Origin of the sequence: Terrilactibacillus laevilacticus, from assembly GCF_006517395.1 — a bacterium.
Taxonomy (GTDB): domain Bacteria; phylum Bacillota; class Bacilli; order Bacillales; family Sporolactobacillaceae; genus Terrilactibacillus; species Terrilactibacillus laevilacticus.
Genome location: NZ_VDCY01000002.1, coordinates 350269 through 370984 on the forward strand (window position 1 = coordinate 350269; position 20716 = coordinate 370984).

Below are 20716 nucleotides of genomic sequence, written 5' to 3' on the forward strand. Positions count from 1 at the left end.
AATATCGACATTTTTTTTATAGTTTTCTTTGAATAGACCATCTTTGTCTTATTTCTTTAAACAATCATTTAAAATTCAAATAAAATTTTAACGTCATTTTTAATCGGGAGCATCAAACTTTCAAATATTTCAGGACCGTCTTCGACATGAATGATCTGAGTAATTAAAGGCTTAATATTGATGTGATTCTTATCGATAAGTTGGCAGGCTTGTTTGAGTTCATTAAATGTATACGCACTGCTGCCTATGATGTTTAATTCTTTATAAATAATAGGATTTACATCTATCGTTAGCTCGTCTTCATACAACGCAACAACTAACATGGTACCTTTCGCTTTTAATACTTGAAGGGCCGTATTGTAACAAACACCTACGCCTGATGTTTCAATCGCTTTATCGAAAGTTTCCTGCCCTTCTACTTGATTTAATGTTTGATCTGCTCCTAGTTGCGAACAGTATTTCAATCTGTCTTCTGATATATCAACAACAGTGACTGAATGGACTTGAAATACTTGTTTTAGTAGCAATAGGATAAGCATGCCAATCGTTCCTGCTCCAAAAATAACAATATGATCATCTTGATGGATATCCGTTTGCTTTAAAACATGGAGTGCAACAGCCAATGGTTCGGATAAAGCGAGTTCCTCTAACTGATGACTCTGCTTCACTTTGATTAATTTATTTATTGGAATGGTCAGATACTCTGCGAAACAACCTGGCACCGCTTCTCCAATAAAACTAAGATTCTCACAACATTGAAAGTCGCCTTCTTTACAAGGTAAGCAAGTCATACAGTATACACGTGGATCACCGACAACAATATCTCCAACTGAAAATTCACTATTTGGCTCAATGTCAGCAATTTGACCAACAAATTCATGACCCATTGTTTCTGGTAAATGTTTTACAAACATCCCTTTTCGATAAATATGCAAATCAGATCCACAAATTCCTGCATACAAGACTTTAATCAAGGCTTCGTTCTTATGCAGAATCGGTTGCTCTATATACTCAACTTTTATATCGCGAATGCCATAATTACGTAATGCTTTCATTCTCTTCACCTCTCTTCTATTTGAATTTATCTTTAATTCTTAACTCTGTGAACATAGGTTGAGCGAAAGATTATAGATAACTGAACATGCTAAGCAAGGAGTAAAAATATAAAAATCAAAAAGGAGGCCATACCAAAAATGGTACAACCCCCTAAAATAAACTAATTTGATCACTATGGGTCTTATGTTATTTTGTTGTCTTTTCCCTTCATACTTCACTAGTCTTGCACTAATATACTAATTGAGATTGCTTTTTTATTGAACCTCTTATGACTAAATTCACGAGATTTTCGATTTAATTTGATAATATTTTATTTTCTAAATATTTTCAATAAAAATGTTAGGTTTTCTTACACATTTTTTTATCCTACATTAAAGAGTAGTAACCCCCCACTGTAGGTTCACTTAAGAGTGATTAAAAAACGTATTCTAAATTATATCTAGAATACGTTTTTTGGAAATTTACATTTGTCTTGTCCAGTGGCGATGTTCTTGAATAGCCTTCAAAAATTCTTCGTTAAATTCACTAATATTGCTATTACTCTTTGTTGTTATCACACCAGGTTGATTTATCGGTAATCCAATCGTTTCTAATAAGCCAACTGCTTCACCAACTGCTCCAATGGTCTTATAATGTTTAAAAGCTTCATGAATAAAGTCTTCAACTTCTTTTTGAGCAATCAATTTCTTTACTGACTTTGAAGAGCCAGCGATATAAATGGCGTCAAAAAGAACAGAATCACTTGTTAATAAAGTATAACTAACATCCAATTCTTGACCATCTTCATTTCTCAAAACTCCTAGACGACTACTGACGATTTGGGGTATAATTCCTGCCGAATTTAAGGCATCAAGTACTTCCTTAAGTTCCAGACTATTAAATCCATCTTCCACTAATATTGCGACCTTACTGGACTTTGCTGATTTTATTTTTGATTCTTGGCTTAATGCTGGAGAACTCATAGTTACAGTGGATACATTAACCTTTTCAGGCATCTTTGCGCCAATACTTATAGCTAATTTTTGTGCCAACTCAAGGTCGACATGGCTGATTAAATTCACGACTTGTTGTTGAACACTCTTGCTTTTTACTTTTCCTACTTCAAATTGGAAAGCAGCGATAATGTGTTCCTTCTCTACGTCCGTCATGCTATTCCAAAACATTTTGGCTTGAGAAAAGTAATCGCTAAAACTATCGCTTCGCGCCCGAACTTTTCGTCCTTCTACTTTTTCTTGATAGTGAACATACCCGCCCTCTTCTGCAGTTGCCCCTTCTGGCGCATTATTTTGGAGTGAATTTTTGTGATATGAAATAGGACTCTTATTGATTGTCATCCTATGGTAGCCATCATTTTGATTATTATGAAATGGGCAAACAGGTCGATTAATAGGTATTTCATGGAAGTTAGGGCCGCCTAGACGTATCAATTGTGTATCTGTGTATGAAAATAAGCGCCCTTGAAGTAATGGATCATTTGAAAAATCGATACCAGGAACAACATTTCCAGGATGAAAAGCCACTTGTTCAGTTTCTGCAAAATAATTATCTGGATTTCGATTGAGGGTCATTTTACCAATAATTTTAACCGGAATAACTTCTTCTGGCCACAGCTTTGTTGGGTCCAATATATCAAAATCAAAACGAAATTCTTCCTCTTCTTCTATCATCTGAACACCAAGCTCAAACTCGACTGCTTGTCCCATTTCAATCGCTTCATATAGATCACGACGGTGAAAATCAGGGTCTTTACCTGCTATTTTTTGAGCTTCATCCCATACGAGAGATCTCACGCCTAATTTTGGTTTCCAATGAAATTTAACAAAACGTGATTTCCCCTCTTTATTCACAAAACGAAACGTATGTACTCCAAAACCTTCCATCATTCGATAACTTCTGGGAATAGCCCTATCAGACATGGCCCACATGACCATATGAGCGGATTCTGGATTATTGGCGACAAAATCCCAAAACGTATCATGTGCCGTCTGAGCTTGTGGTATTTCATTATTTGGTTCAGGCTTAAATGAATGAACAAGGTCTGGAAACTTAATCGCATCTTGGATAAAGAATACTGGAATATTATTACCAACTAAATCATAATTTCCTTCCTCAGTATAAAATTTCGTCGCAAATCCACGAACATCCCTCACAGTATCCCCAGATCCTCTGGAACCAGCAACTGTAGAAAAACGGACGAACACAGGTGTTTTCACGGTAGGATCTTGAAGAAATTTCGCTTTTGTAAATTCAACCATTGATTCATAGACTTGGAAATATCCATGGACACCATATCCGCGAGCGTGTACGACGCGTTCTGGAATCCTTTCATGATCAAAATGCATAATTTTTTCTCTTAGATAAAAATCTTCTAATAACGATGGACCTCGTTTTCCTGCCTTTAGCGAATTTTCATCATCAGATACTTTAAGACCTTGATTCGTCGTCATTTTTTGACCATTATTGTCTACGGTAAAAGAATCTAATTGTTTCTTCTTGCTTGTTTCTTCAACTGGTTTACTTTCTTGTTCTTTGCTCATCTTGTTTCCTCCTTTTCGCCTTTGTTCCAAGCAATCGTAGAAATCCGTCATTAAACCCGCCTTAACGGGCAGCAAGACTCCACTGATGGAAGTTTCACTTTATCTTATATTTTCTCCCTTACCCTTCATCTTTTTATCTAAAACATGAGACTCTACCTTATTTATAGTAGAGTCTCTTTCGATCAAACATTGACTTGTTCTTTGGTTGGAGGAGCCATAAAGGTTGGTCTTCCAATCGGTTCTTCAATATATTTATTTAAAATTTTATCAATATCTTCCATATCTTCTTCCGTAAGAATCCAATCATCAATTTGATTTGGAGTCTCAAGTTGATCCGGATGACGCACACCTCTTAAAGCGATGCCCGTTACTGATTTATCAAGTACCCAGCGAACAGCCAAATCGATCACAGGACGATTAAAACGTTCTTTGGCAAATGTTTTTAATTCGTCAACTGTAGCTAAATATTGACTAAAATGAGGTTCTTGAAATTTAGGATCTTGCTCTTTTCTCATATCACCCTGATTAAACTTTCTACTCTTTGTCATTTTACCGGATAACAAACCGCGACAAATACTGCTATATAGAAAAGGTGTGATGTTATTTTGAATGCAATAAGGAATAATTTGTTTTTCTGCATCTCGCTCAAACATGTTATATGGTGGTTCAGCTACATGAAGAGGGGCGACTTTTTTAAATTGCTCCATTTGCTCGACACTAAAATTACTGACGCCTATCGCTCTAATTTTACCGGCATCATATAACTCTTTCATTGCTTCAGCCGTTTCCTCAATCGGAACTAATGGATCAGGCCAGTGTACAATGTAAACATCAAGATAGTCGGTCCCTAGACGAGTTAGCGTGTCATTAATTTCAGATGTTATTCTTTCTTTTGAGCCATCTCGAAAGATCGGTCCTTTTTTCCAGTTTAGTCCTGGTTTTCCTGCGATTAATACTTTATCTCTGTTCCCCGTCTCTTTCAGCGCTTTTCCGATTAATTCTTCAGAATGTCCTTTTCCGTAGTCAGCCGCTGTATCGATGAGATTAATGCCTTGACCGAGTGCTGCATGGATGGTCCTTATGGAATCATAATCATCAGAACCACCCCAGGAGGAACCACCGATCGGCCAACCTCCGAAACCTATGCGAGAAGCTTTCATATCCGTGTCAGAAATATTAATGTATTCCATTCATTTACACTCCTATCTTTTTATATTTCTGATTTACGAGGTCTACGGTATTCTATTGTCTTTAATACACTACCACGTGTGTTGTTGAATGAAACACATATTGGTATTTGTATCCTTTTAAAAAAGAGTGAAAGTTAACTTTACTGAAGAAGAGATGGAGGATGGAAGGCACGTTGGTTAATCTCTAGGTTAGATGATGGACCCATTTGACGAAATAAGTTATAAAAAGAACCCTTATGCCGGATTCCAAAACAGAATCCAAACAAAGGATTTTTTCTCACTTATCTTCAGCGTTTGTTATCTTTATATTTAAAATTGGTATCGAGGTATTAAACTGCACGATCCTTTTCTTCAATCATCCGTCTACATATTTCATAACATTCATCAATATGAGCATTCCCAAGGTATTTCATAGCTGCAAAGCTGATACTTGCTGAAATAGCTTGTCCAGCTATGGGTACATATTTCGTCACCTGTTTAACCGCGACACGCTTCCCAATTTTCTTTAATAACATGCTAACGGTTTTCTTTGTAATTAACTTGCCTGCTAACTGACTTCCTGCAGAAGTGATGATCACCATGATTTGCGCCTTAACCGATGCATCTAATTTACCTATTTGTTCAGGAGATAAGCCAAATTTACGATTAATTTTATTCAATAAATTCATCATAAGCGCCATATCCGCTCCAACATCCACAGCAGGCAAGGGCACCACAGCCGCAACAGCTGAAATAGACGCACGTTTATTAACTATTTTTGTACACTCATTTTTTATTTCTTCTAGTTCCTTGATCGTTCGTGGTAACATAACCTTCCACCTTTTGAAGTTGAAGTTTATCCTTCTTTAACTATCCTTTCGTTTATATTCCTTATCCTTTATTTTTTAAACCCTATTTATTCTTGTCTTGTCTAATTTCTATTGAGATCTTTTTCAACTCGTAACTTTCATTTTCAATAAAAAAAAACATATCCAAAATGTTTCTTAGATATGTTTTCACCTCTATTTATCCCACCTTAACGGGCAGTAAAGACCCCCCTGATGGAAGTTTCACTTTATCTTGCTTTTTCTTTTTTTATTTGTTTACTTCTCAATTGACCGCATGCGGCATCAATATCTGTACCATGTTCTTTACGTACCACGCAGTTAATGCCTTTCTTCTGAAGTGTTTCATAGAATGTTTGAATGGCTTCTGGTGTACTTCGTTGATATTGGTCATGCTCAAATACAGGGTTATAAGGAATTAAATTTACATAGGCAAGATGCCGTTTGTTCGCCAGTAGTTTGGCAAGCTGCAAGGCTTCTTCTTTATGATCATTGACATCTTTTAATAAAATATATTCAAATGTAATTCGACGATTTGTTTTCTGTAAATAATAATCGATCGCTTGCATCAATTTGGCCAATGGAAAGGCCTTATTGATTTTCATTATCCGTGTGCGAAGTTCATCATTTGGTGCATGTAAGGAAATGGCTAGATTCACTTGTAAATTGAGATCCGCAAACTCATATATTTTATGAGCAAGTCCACTTGTTGACACGGTGATATGTCTCGCTCCAATAGCTAGCCCTTGCTGAGAATTAATGATGTTCAAGAAATCAACGAGATGATCAAAATTATCAAATGGCTCGCCAATTCCCATGACGACCACATGACTTACCCGCTCTTCTTTTCCTTCTTGATCAAAATGATATTGGACATTCATAATTTGTTCGACAATTTCACCGCTTGTTAGATCACGGTTCTTTTTCAATAATCCGCTTGCACAAAAGGTACAGCCGATATTACATCCTACTTGCGTCGTTACACAAACAGATAAGCCATATTTTTGTCTCATCAGCACCGTTTCAATTAAATTACCATCCTGCAATTGGAATAGAAACTTGATTGTACCGTCGGCTGATTCCTGTTTGATTTGTTGCTTCAATGTATGCAATACAAAGTGATCTTCCAAAAGTTGAATACACGCTTTGTTAACATTATTCATATCTGAGAAGGCTGTCACTCGTTTAACGTAGATCCAGTCCCATATTTGCTTTGCCCGAAACGCTTTCTGTCCATGTTCGACTAGCCAATTGGTTAATTTATCAAACGTTAATCCGTAAATGGATTCTTTATTCATTCAGTAACCTCATTTCATTTAGTGCATTAATTCTATACTACTCAAAATAAAGCATGGTCGCAACATATACGGACAATAACCCACAATTAACCACATATATTAGAAGAATCTATTCCTTTTGTCGCCTAAGCCTGATCTTCTTCGCTGGCCTTTTATAGTTTACACCAAGAACATCTATAAGGAAGACAAAGACTGGAATACCTACAATCAATCCCCATATACCAAAGAAATGTTCTGAGAAAATGAGAATGACAAACGTATAAAAGACTGGTAAATCTGTCTTTGAAGACATCAGTTTCGGATTCAATATATAAGCTTCAAGAGCATGTACAATGAGGATCGTTAATACCATGTAAACAACATCTTTAAATCCGCCTATAGTATAACCAATAATGCATAGAGGTATTAACGAGATCACAACACCAGCAACAGGTATTAAACTAAGGACAAATACCATAATTATTAAACTAAATAATTGCGGGAAATGCAAAAACCATAGTACGATAGCTGTCACAGCCGTATTGACAATGGCAATAAGAAACTGCGCTTCAAGCACTTTCCCAAACGTCCCAACAAAACGCGAGCCAAAGAAAGCAAGTTCATCATACAGAAATCCAATCTTACTATCCTTAAATCCTCTTGAAAACTGTATGAGCCTTTCTTTTTCCAGGGAAAAGAATAAACTTAATAATAGGGCAAGGAAGAAACTAATAACAAGTGAGCCAAACTGCGAAAAAGAAGATAGAATAATTTTAAGGCTCGATTTCAAATAAGCATCAACATGGTATTCTTGAAGTTTGTCAACAGCCAAGTTGACCAAATTTAAAATGCCAGAATGACTGGTGTGTTTAAAATAATCCACCGTCTGATTATATAATTGTAACGTTTGCTTGGTAATAATCGGTAAATAAATGGTAACAGCAATGTAAATACCTAAAACTATTAATAAATATAAGATCACAACCACTAGTTTTCTTGGTATATTGATTGTACGATGAACGACCGTTTCCAATCTGTCAATTAAGAATGTGAAAATAAACGTTAGTAAAATTAAATCAATTAAACTCCTTAATAGAAACAATATGAAAATGAGTAAAGCAAAAATAAGCAACCGCCTTATGCCACTTTGATGTTTCTGTATATACTTAACTAACACATCCATAAAATCTTAATCTCCGTTTCTATTTTGGCATATTTACTAGATCAAAAGACTTACTATGTATTCAAATAGGACTTATTAAAAAATCATATGTGAATCTTTAAAACCTCTATGTAATTTTATTATTTCCTAATATAATAATTTTAACATAATTTTCTCTATTCATTTAGAAAATTATTATTAGTGCGTGTTCAAAAAGGTGACAAATTAGAAGCAAGAAGATCAAGGCGGCGCTGTTTTGAGGACCGGAAAAACGAGCGGGCGTCGAGATACGTAGCTTATCATTTGGTGACTTTTTGAACAACCTCTATTAGGATGATTTAGTTTTACGGAGTAACATATTATAATTAGTTTAATCCATTTTCCATGATCGAGGTACGATTTGAAACAGGTGGGATTTACCACCTGTTTCATTTATCCTCTGTTTGATTAAGAATTTCCCTTGCCGTTTCTTCGGTCGTCACAAGTGTATTCATATATCGACCATTTAATGCACCAATGATGCCGGATACCTTTTCAGGTGATTCGGCTACACCAATCGAATAGCGCACCTTTTTGATTTGATTAAGATCCATAGCAATCGTTCGATCTGAGATACTTGTTTGAATCCTTTTCCCATTTATATCAAAAAATTGTGAACAAATATCTCCCGTGACATGACTTTTCTTTAATTTTCTGGTTGTTTCTCTTCCGTAAAAATTAAGCCATGTTGAAGTCTCTGATATTTCTAATGAACCAATACCAAATACGGCAATTGAAATATTTTTCCATACGTCAGCAAACATTTTAAAATAGTTGGATTCCATAATGGCATCGCGTATCTCCTTTTGTTCCATAACGGCAGGCACATCAATCATCAGTGATTTTCCATTTAGTTTTAAAGATGCTTGATAACAGATCGTATTCACGTGATACTGAGTATCTAACTTTCCTGCAGGACCTCCAATCAATGGAACACAAAGAATATTTTGTTTCTTATCCTGTAGTCTTAGTGCTTCAACAACAGCTGCCAAACTACTTCCCCATGAGAAACCAATCATATCATCTTCTCTATTAATTCGTTCTAACAGGCTCGCACATGCCTGTCCAATCGCATTCAAACGTAAATGTTTAGGTTGGTCGGAATCAATTGGTACAACAATTGCTTCCTTCAGGTCGAAACGCTTTTTTAGCTCATTCTCAATTGCCTCATTATTCCCTGCATCATAATTGATTATAATTTTGACAATGCCTTCTTCACGACTTTTTTTTAACATTCGGCTAATGGTCGTACGGTAAATTCCGAGCTCCTTAGATATTTGGCTTTGCGTCATGTCCTGTTCATAATACATGTGGGCAATTTTTATTAATAGCTTCTTTTCATTCGAATTTGTCATAAATGTTCTCTAACCTCGCAAGGATCATTTTTAAATATTCGTCTAATTACATGGTAAAAAATTAAGTTTAATATATTTTTTGACTTTTAACTCTTTTTTTCATTGACAGGTAATATCGGTGAAGGTATACTAAAGGCAATTATTAGCACATATTATATCACAAAGCACAATTGTGCAACCACTTTTGGCCTCGACCCATTCTTTTATATCCTAAAGGAGATGATGAGGTGAGAAACATAAAACAAGAATGTGCTCAAGCTGCATCAAAGTTAATAAGAGATCACTCCATTATTGGCTTAGGTGGAGGAAGTACGATAACTTATTTAATTCAATACATTAAGCAACAAAATTTGCACGTTAACATAGTGACACCTTCATTTACTACAAAATCTCTCTGCCTCAGAAACGGCTTAAATGTCTTACATACTAGTTTCATCGATCACATTGACATCGCATTTGATGGATGTGATGAGGTGGATAAGGATTTCAATGCCTTAAAAAGTGGTGGTGGCATTCATACAAAAGAGAAATTGATTGCTAATATGGCAAATGAGTATATCTTACTTGTAGATGAATCTAAATTTGTGAGCGCATTAACTTTTAAACAACCCATTGTGCTTGAAGTATTGGAAGATGCTTTAGAATATGTAAGTAAGACTATCATTGAACTTGGAGGAGAACCTAACTACAGAAAGAGTGCTGTGAAAGATGGAGTGACCATTAGTGATAACGGCCACTTATTAATTGATGCAACTTTCGATCATGTAGAAGATATTCCAAAACTCGAAGATCAATTAAATTCTATAAGCGGTGTCATTGATACCTCTCTTTTTACAAAAGTGATTACGAAAGTGATCGTTGCTAAGGAGGATGGCATTGAAGTGTATTCAAAAAACGATCAATCATATAGGGTGAAGATTCATGAATAAATTAAATTGGGCGATACTTGGACCAGGAAACATTGCAGCAGAATTCGCTAAAGCATTAAACGAAGTCAATGGAACGATCTATGCGGTTGGATCAAGGAAGCTAGATAAAGCAAAAGAATTCCAGAAAAAGTTTCACGTAGAAAAAGCCTTTGGTGACTATAATGACATGCTACAAGATCAAAATATTGATGTCGTATACATTTCGACTCCACATTCAAATCACTATGAATATATCATGAAAAGCTTACAAAGCAACAAGCATGTTCTCTGCGAAAAAGCTATTACAGTGAATGACAAGCAATTAAGTGAAATTGTACAATTAGCCGAAGAAAAAAAATTAGTTGTTGCCGAAGCCATGACCATTTATCATATGCCTTTATACAAAAAGTTACGTAAAATTCTCCAATCTAACAAATTAGGCAAAGTTAAAATGATTCAAGTCTCCTTTGGTAGTTTAAAAGAATATGATGTAAACAACCGTTTTTTCAATAAAGATCTTGCAGGCGGAGCTCTACTAGATATCGGTACTTATGCTCTTTCATTTACACGGTTCTTTTTGTCGCAAAAGCCACATGAAGTTTTAACCACTGTTAAGGAATTTGAAACTGGAGTAGATGAACAATCTGGCATTATTTTAAAAAACAAGGCTGACGAGATGGCTGTCATTTCACTAACAATGCGATCAAAAATGCCTAAAAGAGGTATTGTTGCTTGTGAAAAAGGCTATATCACGGTTGAAAACTTTCCTCGGGCTCAGGTTGCTACGATCGCCTATCCTGATGGTCATGTCGAAGTGATCGAAGCTGGTGATACGGAAAAGGCTCTTAATTATGAAATTATCGATATGCAAAATTATTTTTTAAATAAAAGTAGCGAAGAAACATTGGAACTCTCTGTTGACGTGATGGATATCATGAGTAACATTAGACATCAATGGGGGATAACCTATCCTTTTGAATAAATAATGATAAAAATGCGTGTTCAAAAAGGTGACAAATGAAAAGGGCTACTGCCTTAGTACGCTGGCATCCTGCCAGAACGAGAGTAACTAGCCCTTCCTGGGCGCCAGAGGATAAGAGGGGCGCAGTTCCTTAGGACACCGGCATTCCACATGATGTAGTAGCGTCAAGAGCCAGCCACAGGACGTGAGCGACTTTAGCTAGCGATCCTCTTGTATCCCCACTACATGAGGACCGGAAAAACGAGCGGGCGACGAGATTCGCACTAACATTTGGTGACTTTTTGAACAACCTCTAGAAAAAAGGCTGCCACTAATCAATAGAGTAATGGCAGCCTTTTGTTATGTGGAGAGCAAAGTCAGATGTCTTCCATGTTTTTGCTGTTAGACCTATACACTCTAATATCTCAACATAGCTAGGGACCCCATAGGATCCCATGGTTTGAGACTAATTGGTTCCTTTTCCAAAGCTTTTTTCAATTCTTCGGAAAGGTATTTTTTATGAATGACCACTTGATATGTATATTCATCCATCCAATTATCGCTCATAACAAAGTATCCTTTATTTCCCCATTTTTCTCCCCAACTATTTTCCACTTTCCAGCGGTTCGGTTTGTTATCAATCAGATTGACCCCTGTTAAGACCATGGCATGCGTTAAGGCACTACCCATATAATTGAGGCGATCCGACTTACTCATGCCTGATTTGAAACCAAAGGCTTTCTCATAATCATAAAGACTCGTATCCATAATCCCATGAACTTGACTAGAATATTTACCTACATCACAACCAAACCAGACGCTCTCATTGTCTTTAATCTGCTCGACAGCAAGCGTCTTCAATGTCTCCATATCAACATTTAAGTATTGAATCTTTTTACCCCCAACCACATTACCAAGGTATTGAACGGTATAAGTTTTACCGAATGGTTTATCTTCTGTTGGAGCGTTAATCACACTGACATAATCGTTCAAATTTACGCCAATATACTTATCATAAAATTCTTTTGGTGTGATATTTAAATCCCTATGAAACTTCTTATCGTCATTTCGATATTCAAAATCAAATGTTTTAGGAGGCTCACCTAAAGCATAGGCCAGAATTCGATAGATTTCGGACAACATATGATCCTTTGTCTTATCAAGTTCTCCCGGAGATCCTTTGCCGTTAACCAATTCTCTTAACTTCAATGCATCTTCTCTTAATCTTTCATTAAGTAAAGCGTTTAAACGCATTGACTTTTCACTTTGAAAAGTTTCTGGCATGGCTTGCTTTGGTACAACGCCATATTTTTCGATCAGAGAAACGAGCATATCCCATTGTCCACCATCTTGCTGAGGCGTTGCCAGCAAAAAAGAAACTAATCGGCCATCTAGCGGCTCTTGAGCGGTTTTTATGATACTTTCTAAAAAATAATTCGATTTCTCAAATTTATCCCAGAAATTCATATAATTTTGTGATAGCTCAAACTGTTTGATATTAAATCTTTCACTTATCTTGTGACGAAAGATATTAAGGGCTGCAAACATCCAGCATCGACCGCTTTGTTTTTGATTCGATACTTTTCCAGTTTCAATCTCGTGTGAAAAAACAGGGTTCATTGCAACGACAGCCTCTTTATTTTCAATAGATGCAAGTATCCCATTTTTCATGATGGTATCTTTAATAATTTGATTTTCTTTTTTTGATTGAATATGATCTGAATATTTTTGAACCATATCCATAGAAATTTCCTTAGACACAGAATTTCCCCCTCACCCATAATAAACTGATGTTAAAAAGCATGAAAACTTTGTTTTATACGTATGTGCCAAATTTGTTATTATCACAACCTAGAACCTCTTAAGGTGTGTTCTCGGCCGGTTCATAAATAACTCTAAATCCTTATCTAGATAAAACAAGTTCATGAATCGCGTGAGCTACCCCATTTTCATTATTAGAGCGCGTTTGGTAATTGGCGATGTCTTTGACTTCTGGAATGGCATTATTCATGGCAACCCCGCACCCAGCAAACTCAATCATACTCAGATCGTTCCCATTATCCCCCATGCATATGACTTCTTCTCTGTTTATACCTAAAGTTTCGGCTAATTTACGAACCGCATTTCCTTTACTTGCCGCAGGATTAAGCATTTCATAGAAATAAGGCGAACTCCTTACCATTGTATAGTGTTCACGTAACTCCTGAGGGATGGCTGCAATAACCTCATTTAGATGCTCGGGTTCATCAATAAACATGACTTTTGGTAAAAGGATATCTTCTGGAATTTCTTCTATGGCTCGGTAATGCAGAGGAACTTGCGTCATGTAGGATTCGAGTACTGTATACTTGCTGATATCTTTATTCGGTGTATACAAATTTGCAGAGTCAAAAAAATGCATATTTGTATGTAATTTTAAACTCAAATCATAAAAACGTTTTAAATCGCTATAACCTAAAGACAACTCACTAATAATTTCATTGGTGTATGTATGCTGCACAAGGGCACCATTATAGGCGATACAATAATCTCCTTCTTGATCCAATTCAAGATCTTTAAGATAACGATGAACCCCGCCAATCGGTCTCCCTGTACAAAGCACTATTTTAACACCTTTAGCTTTTGCTGCGTGCAAGGCTGAACGAACTTCGCTAGTGACTTCATGCTGATCATTTAATAACGTTCCATCCATATCTATGGCAATTAATTTATACATTATCACACTCTCCCGGCGTCTTTTGTAGAAATACGCTCCACAAAAAATAGTCTATTCATATTCATTTTACCTTATCTCTCGGCAAATATAAAAAAGAGTGTAAGGACACAGGTTAGACCCGTTAAACTTCAAGCCGTGCTGAGGTTTTCATCCCCAAATTATGTTGGAATTTTCTGACCGTTAAACGGGACAAATTTAACTACTTTCGTTCATCTAAAAGTGCGTGTTCAAAAAAGTGACAAACGAAAAGGGTTACTGGCTAAGTACGCTGGCATCCTGCAAGAAACGCCAGTACTAGCCCGGCCTGGGCGTCGGAGGCTAAGTGCGGCCGTGCAGTTCCCGAGGACCGGAAAAACAAGCGGGCGCTGAGGATTCGCAGCTTATCATTTGGTGACTTTTTAAAGCAACCTCTAAAAAAGCGGCGTATCCTGCGAAAAATACAGGGAGTACGCCGTAGTTTATAATGCCTTATATTCTGGAGTCCAAATCGCTTGATTTATGGCTTCATCAATATCGTCGATCTCCACTTGATGATGGCCTTCTCTTAGAGTTTCTTTTACCACCGCTTTTGCCACAAGTTTGGAAGTTTCATTCAACCTTCTAACGGATGGCAGCATGGGTGCACCTGGTTTTGAAACATCAATCACATCAGCTACAGCATGTGCGGCTGCCGATAGCATATTAGCCGTTACTCGAGTTGCTTTGGCTATCGCGATACCAAAACCAAGTCCAGGATAAAGGAGGGCATTATTAGCCTGTCCTATTTTGTAAAACACACCGTTATACTCCACTGGAGCTGATGGACTGCCTGTCACAACGAGAGCCTTCCCATCTGTCCATCGTATTAAATCGTTTGCTTTTGCTTCAGCTAATCTCGTTGGGTTCGATATTGGAAAAATAGCTGGACGTTCCGTATGTTTCGCCATCTCTTTTACGACTTCTTCTGTGAAAGCACCACTTACACCTGAAGCACCAATAAGCATCGTTGGTTTAACTTCTTTTACAATATGATAGAGATTACTCACGGTTTTTCCATCAAATTTTTCAGAGGACTGTGCAAATTTAACTTGTCCAGTGGTTAATCCTTCCATAATATCTATGACTAATCCATGTCGATCAACCATATAAAATTGCTTAATGGCTTCTGCTTCGCTAAGATCCGTTGACCGAACGATTTCTTCTACAAGTTGTTCTGCAATTCCTATCCCTGCCGTCCCTGCACCAAATATTAGAATCCGTTGATCTTGCAATGGAATGTGGGAAACTTTTATCGTAGCAAGCGCCGCTGCCACCATCATAATCCCTGTTCCTTGGATGTCATCATTAAATGTACAAATTCTATCATTGTATTTTTCCAAAATTCTCGCTGCATTACTGCGTCCAAAATCTTCCCAATGAAGCAGAGCTTTTGGAAAAACCTCTTGTACTTCATGAACAAATAGCTCAATAAAAGCATCATATTGTTCACCCTCAATACGTTTATGCCTATTCCCAAGATAGTGAGGATCATTTAATAAGGTATCATTATTTGTGCCAACATCTAAAACAACAGGTAAAATGTGTGAAGGATCAATGCCTGATGCTGCTGTATAGACAGCTAGTTTTCCAACTGAAATATTAACACCATTGACTCCCCAATCTCCTATTCCAAGAATCCCTTCTCCATCTGTTACGATAATAATATCAATATCGTTTGGTTCAGAGACAGCATTTAGCAATGCCTGGTGAATATCTTCAGGCCGATTGATGGACAGAAATACAGCATCCTTAGGCGTCGTGTAAGTTTGATTATATTGCATGACAGCATCACCGATCGTCGGTGTATAAATAATAGGAAGAAATTCTGATATATGTTTAGAAACAACATAATAAAAGAGTGTTCGATTCGTATCATATATCTGCATTAAAAACAAATGTTTTTCCATGTTATCAGCTTTTTGTTGAATTTGATCATATATTTGGTTTGCTTGTTCTTCAATCGTTTGAATCACAGGCGGAAGAAGACCTTGTAATTTATATTTCACTCTCTCTTCTTCTGTAAAACCCGTTCCTTTATTGTATAGCGGATCACTTAGTAAATACTTGCCTTCCATGCATTAGTCTCCTTTTTCCATCATAAACAGATCTATGTTAAAAAGTTATTCTACTACTTACTTAGACTAATCTTCCAATAAAACAACTATACTTTAATCTTGCATAATTTTCAAAATAGCATTCAACTGGTGCGAAAATTTGATTTAATCAAAAAATAAAAAAGGCATGCACCAACGTTTAAAACGCTAGTACATACCTTCATTGATTGTTGATTCTTATTTGCTTGTTTCAGGTAATTTTACTTCGTTTTTAAGTGTGCCTTTAGTTAAGACTTCATTGAAGTTTTCAAAGCTTGTTGCGATCATGTTTGAAACAGCTTCAGTCGTCATTGCGGCAACGTGTGGTGTAATTTGAACTTTTGGATATTGAGCAATAAGTTCTTTGATTGTTTCATCAGGGAATTCCTTGCCGTCAGAGAAGTTTTTACCGAAGAAGCGAGTTTCTTCAGTTAATACGTCTGCACCGAATCCTTCAAGTTTACCAGATTTGATCGCTTTTAATACAGCTGCCTCATCAACAACTTCACCACGTGCAGTGTTAACAAGAATAGCGCCATCTTTCATTTTGCTGATAAAGTCTTCACCAACAAAGTTTTCATTTTTACCTGGGAAATAAGGTAAATGCAAGCTTACAATATCTGATGCTGCTAATAGATCATCTAATTCCATAAATTCTACGAGTGCTTTTGCACGATCACTTTGGAATACATCATAACCTACAACTTTAGCACCTAAACCTTTGAAAAGTTCAGCTTCAACACAACCGATATTACCCATACCAATGATACCAATGGTACTTTTACGGATTTCTTTACTGAACATTGGTTCAGCAACTTCAAAGTTCAAATCTTTCGTTCTGTCCGTTGTGAATGTTGTATGTCTTGATAAAGCAAATGCAAGAGATACAGACAATTCAGCAATAGCGTTTGGTGAATATGCAGGGACACGAGCAACTTTAATACCATATTCAGCAGCAGCTTCTAGATCAATATGGTTGAATCCAGCTGTACGTGTAAAGACGTATTTAATGCCATAATCGTGGAATCTTTTAATGTTATCACGGTCGGCTATACAGTTTACAAACAACAAGACAGCGTCAAAGCCTTCTGCTAAATGACCATTGTCTTTCGTAAGTAATTCATGGACTAATGTTAATTCATAATCATATTTGTTTGATTCGTGATATAAGTGTTCTTCATAAGGTTCTACGCCGTAGCACAAAATTTTGAATGACATAAAAGTAACCTCCACATATTAATTTATTAAATTTTCAGGAAAACGATTTTATAAAACTTATGATTCATTGAACGATCACTGAAATAAACGCTTGTGATCTATTTCACAGGTTTATTATAGCACTCTATTTTCACTATAACGCCCATGAAAGTGTCCTTTTTGTGAACATATAAATTGTATTATTTCACTTTTATACATCATACCCAATGAAGCAATAAATATGCGGGTTTCAACAATAAAGTTAAATTTCATTCCTGGTTTTTCGAGAAGATATACATGGCCCTTTTTAGTATTTCGTTCTCTTCCCTTTTCCTTTTGATGTTTGGTGGTTGGCAAGACTTATTTTTATGTACCTATAAATAAAGTGCAGAACTTTGCATTTATCCTTTGCAAAGCTCTGCACTTTTATTCTGCCATTGAATATTATCCGACAAATTTGGGCGGCGCCCTCAAACCATAATTTTACATATGTCATTCGTAAATTCTACTGGATCATTGATTGGCAACCCTTCAATTAACAACGCTTGGTTGTATAACAGATTCGTATATAAACTCAATTTATCTTTGTCATTTTCAAAGGCTTCTTTTAATGAGTTAAATACTTCATGATGGACATTAATTTCTAATACCTTGTCCGCTTTAATATTTTGATTATCCGGCATTTGATTCAACACTTTTTCCATTTCGATAGAGACTTCACCTTCAGTCGATAAGCAGACGGGGTGTGATTTTAATCTTTTTGATACTTTGACGTTTTTTACCTTGCCTTGCAGTACATCTTTCATATAATCGAATAGATCTTTATTTTCCTTACTTTCCGTTTCTGTGTCTTTTTCATTTTCTTCAGCTTCAAAGCCTAAATCGCTACTTGATACGGATTTAAATTCTTTATCATCGTATTTTTGAAGCATACGGATGGCGAACTCATCTACGTCGTCGGTGAAATAAAGGATTTCATAACCCTTATCGGCTACAACCTCGGTCTGTGGTAACTTTTCAATACGTTCGTTAGATTCGCCAGCTGCGTAGTAAATGTATTTCTGATCTTCTGGCATTCTCGAGATATACTCTTTCAATGTTACATTTTTCTTTTCTGTAGAAGAATAGAACATTAACAGATCCTGTAAGACATCTTTATGAGTACCAAATTCACTATATACGCCATATTTTAACTGTCTGCCAAATGATTTATAAAAAGCTTCGTACTTATCTCGATCATCTTTAATTAGACTTTTTAATTGGCTGGCGATTTTTTTATTAATATTTTTTGCAATAAGCTTTAATTGGCGATCTTGTTGCAGCATTTCCCTTGAAATATTAAGCGATAAATCCTCGGAATCAACCATCCCTTTAACGAAGCTGAAATAATCAGGAAGAAGATCGGCACATTTTTCCATAATCAAGACGCCGTTAGAATAGAGCTCTAAGCCTTTTTCATATTCCTTCGTATAGTAATCAAATGGCATATTCTCCGGAATGAAAAGAATGGCATTGTATCTGACTGCCCCATCCACATTGATGTGAATATGTTTGAGTGGTTTGTCAAAACCGTAGCGTTTTTCTTTATAAAAATTCTCGTAGTCCTCATCTGTCAGTTCTTTTTTGTTTTTCTTCCAGATTGGAACCATACTATTAATCGTTTGTTCCTCAAGAACTTCTTCAAACTCATCTTCTTTATCCTTTTTAGGTTTCTGAACGGATACATTCATTTTAATTGGATAGCGGATAAAGTCGGAATATTTTTTGATAATTCCTTTTAAGCGGTATTCTTCTAAATACTCATCATAACTTTCATCTTCGGTATTTTCTTTGATTTTTAATGTGATTTCAGTCCCTACAGTCTCTTTTTCGCAAGGTTCAATGGTATAGCCCTCTGCCCCTGTTGACTGCCATTTGTAAGCTTCGTCACTTCCCAGTGCCTTACTAATCACCGTAACTTCATCAGCTACCATAAATGCAGCATAGAAACCAACACCAAATTGACCAATGATGTCATAACCATCTTTTAATTCAGTTTCTTTTTTAAAAGCTAAGGAGCCACTCTTCGCAATGGTTCCAAGGTTGTTTTCAAGATCTTCTTTTGTCATCCCGATCCCAGTATCTGAGATGGTCAATGTTCGGCTATCCTTGTTAGCCTCTATTTTTATGTAGTAGCTATCTTTATCAAAGCTTAACGAATCATCTGTCAACGCTTTGTAATAGATTTTATCAATCGCATCACTTGCATTAGAAATTAATTCTCTTAAAAAAATTTCACGATTGGAGTAAATAGAATGAATCATCATATCCAAAAGTCTTTTGGATTCGGCCTTAAATTGCTTTGTTTCCATTTGATGGTTCTCCTTTCATTATATATAAATATATCTTTATACTCTTCTATTTTAGCACTCTAACGACTTGAGTGCTAATCACTAATTTAATAACATATTTTAACTAATTGTGTCAATAGATAGACTTATAATTTAAGAAAGATCTAACTATAGAGAGCTGTATAAATCATTCGACAAAATTCGGGTGGTGACAGGCACCGAAAAAAAGACGGGATATGTAGAATCTCACCATAGCAGTGGACGTCAATAATTTTTTTGATATATCTTTAGGAGTTAAGCCTTTTGAAAGATCGGTTATGAGATCTTTTTCCTGACTAGTTAACCTAATTGAATCTTTTAATTTATCTTGATCATACGTTAACTTAAGAACTTTTGTGGCCATATCTTGAGGAATGAGAGTATCAAATTGATTAAGATTTTCGATTCCCTTGATAAGAATCTGTGGTTTCACGTCCCTAAGAATAAAGAAGTCGGCTCCTGCATGCAAAGCAAAGCGTACGTAAGCCTCTTCTTCAAAAGTAGTTAAAATTATAATTTTTTGTGAAGGATTTAACCTTTTGATGGCCGTTATCATCTTTAATCTGTCTGACATGGGCATTTTTATGTCTATAAGAATAACATCAGGCAAATGATCCTTAAAAGAGGTCATGACCTCTTTCTCATTATCGGAGACACCAATAACCGATATGTTTGACAAACTCTCCAGCACAATCTTTAGACTTTTTCGAATGAGCATCTCTTCTGCAATCAGATATACGCTTATATTGCTCATAAATAGCTAGTCCTTTCTAAATAAATAATGATGGTGACCATTTCATTGCCATAAAGTATAACAGAATTAGTTAAAGTGCGTGTTCAAAAAGGGAGCGAATTAGAAGCAAGAAGATCAAGGCGGCGCCGTTTTGAGGACCGGAATGTAGGTTTTTGCTACATGAGGACCGGAAAAACAAGCCAACGCCGAGATTCGCCGCTTATCATTTGTTGACTTTTTGAACAACCTCTTAAATCCATTAATTTTACTTTACTTTATTA

15 protein-coding genes are annotated in these 20716 nt (G+C 36.1%); 2 read left to right on the top strand and 13 right to left on the bottom strand.

Going from position 1 to position 20716, the window contains the following annotated elements; translation table 11 throughout:
• Positions 1–68 precede the first annotated feature (68 nt).
• The 7 genes from FG390_RS04635 to FG390_RS04665 all read right to left on the bottom strand — a co-directional run bounded on the left by FG390_RS04635 (position 69) and on the right by FG390_RS04665 (position 9440).
• The gene (locus tag FG390_RS04635) at positions 69–1055 is read right to left on the bottom strand and encodes a zinc-dependent alcohol dehydrogenase (RefSeq protein ID WP_141189860.1); all 987 of its coding nucleotides are present in this window, start codon (positions 1053–1055) and stop codon (positions 69–71) included.
• 462 nt (positions 1056–1517) lie between these two features.
• A complete protein-coding gene (locus FG390_RS04640; RefSeq protein WP_141189861.1) occupies positions 1518–3593 on the bottom strand; it encodes a catalase in 2076 nt (691 codons plus the stop codon).
• Positions 3594–3775: 182 nt separating this feature from the next.
• Positions 3776–4783: an aldo/keto reductase gene (locus FG390_RS04645; protein ID WP_141189862.1), complete on the bottom strand. Its 1008-nt coding sequence runs from the start codon at positions 4781–4783 to the stop codon at positions 3776–3778.
• Between the two features lie 329 nt (positions 4784–5112).
• The gene (locus tag FG390_RS04650) at positions 5113–5592 is read right to left on the bottom strand and encodes a DUF697 domain-containing protein (protein WP_141189863.1); all 480 of its coding nucleotides are present in this window, start codon (positions 5590–5592) and stop codon (positions 5113–5115) included.
• A 245-nt stretch (positions 5593–5837) separates the two neighbouring features.
• Positions 5838–6905 carry a dual-specificity RNA methyltransferase RlmN gene (gene rlmN, locus FG390_RS04655; RefSeq protein ID WP_141189864.1) on the bottom strand — a complete coding sequence of 356 codons (1068 nt, stop codon included), beginning with the start codon at positions 6903–6905 and terminating at the stop codon, positions 5838–5840.
• Positions 6906–7014: 109 nt separating this feature from the next.
• A complete protein-coding gene (locus FG390_RS04660; RefSeq protein ID WP_141189865.1) occupies positions 7015–8067 on the bottom strand; it encodes an AI-2E family transporter in 1053 nt (350 codons plus the stop codon).
• A gap of 407 nt (positions 8068–8474) precedes the next feature.
• A complete protein-coding gene (locus FG390_RS04665) occupies positions 8475–9440 on the bottom strand; it encodes a sugar-binding transcriptional regulator (RefSeq protein WP_141189866.1) in 966 nt (321 codons plus the stop codon).
• 227 nt (positions 9441–9667) lie between these two features.
• On the opposite strand from FG390_RS04665, the gene rpiA reads away from it, so the two are divergent.
• Together rpiA and FG390_RS04675 are read left to right on the top strand one after the other, a co-directional pair.
• Positions 9668–10369 carry a ribose 5-phosphate isomerase A gene (gene rpiA / locus FG390_RS04670; RefSeq protein WP_219995044.1) on the top strand — a complete coding sequence of 234 codons (702 nt, stop codon included), beginning with the start codon at positions 9668–9670 and terminating at the stop codon, positions 10367–10369.
• Positions 10362–11330: a Gfo/Idh/MocA family protein gene (locus FG390_RS04675; protein ID WP_141189867.1), complete on the top strand. Its 969-nt coding sequence runs from the start codon at positions 10362–10364 to the stop codon at positions 11328–11330. Before rpiA ends, FG390_RS04675 begins: the two co-directional genes overlap by 8 nt.
• A gap of 396 nt (positions 11331–11726) precedes the next feature.
• Here FG390_RS04675 and FG390_RS04680 read toward each other — a convergent pair whose 3' ends face one another.
• From FG390_RS04680 to FG390_RS04705, 6 genes are all read right to left on the bottom strand, one after another.
• Positions 11727–13070: a C1 family peptidase gene (locus FG390_RS04680; RefSeq protein WP_141189868.1), complete on the bottom strand. Its 1344-nt coding sequence runs from the start codon at positions 13068–13070 to the stop codon at positions 11727–11729.
• Between the two features lie 142 nt (positions 13071–13212).
• Positions 13213–14025, bottom strand: a complete 813-nt coding sequence (gene yidA, locus FG390_RS04685; RefSeq protein ID WP_141189869.1) for a sugar-phosphatase — start codon at positions 14023–14025, stop codon at positions 13213–13215.
• A gap of 458 nt (positions 14026–14483) precedes the next feature.
• Complete coding sequence (locus FG390_RS04690; protein WP_141189870.1) at positions 14484–16118, bottom strand: NAD-dependent malic enzyme; 1635 nt, start codon at positions 16116–16118, stop codon at positions 14484–14486.
• A gap of 216 nt (positions 16119–16334) precedes the next feature.
• Entirely contained in the window at positions 16335–17354 is a 1020-nt protein-coding gene (locus tag FG390_RS04695; protein WP_141189871.1) for an NAD(P)-dependent oxidoreductase, read from the bottom strand.
• Between the two features lie 449 nt (positions 17355–17803).
• Entirely contained in the window at positions 17804–19684 is a 1881-nt protein-coding gene (gene htpG / locus FG390_RS04700) for a molecular chaperone HtpG (RefSeq protein WP_141189872.1), read from the bottom strand.
• A gap of 166 nt (positions 19685–19850) precedes the next feature.
• Positions 19851–20456: a response regulator transcription factor gene (locus FG390_RS04705; RefSeq protein WP_141189873.1), complete on the bottom strand. Its 606-nt coding sequence runs from the start codon at positions 20454–20456 to the stop codon at positions 19851–19853.
• Positions 20457–20716: the final 260 nt, after the last annotated feature.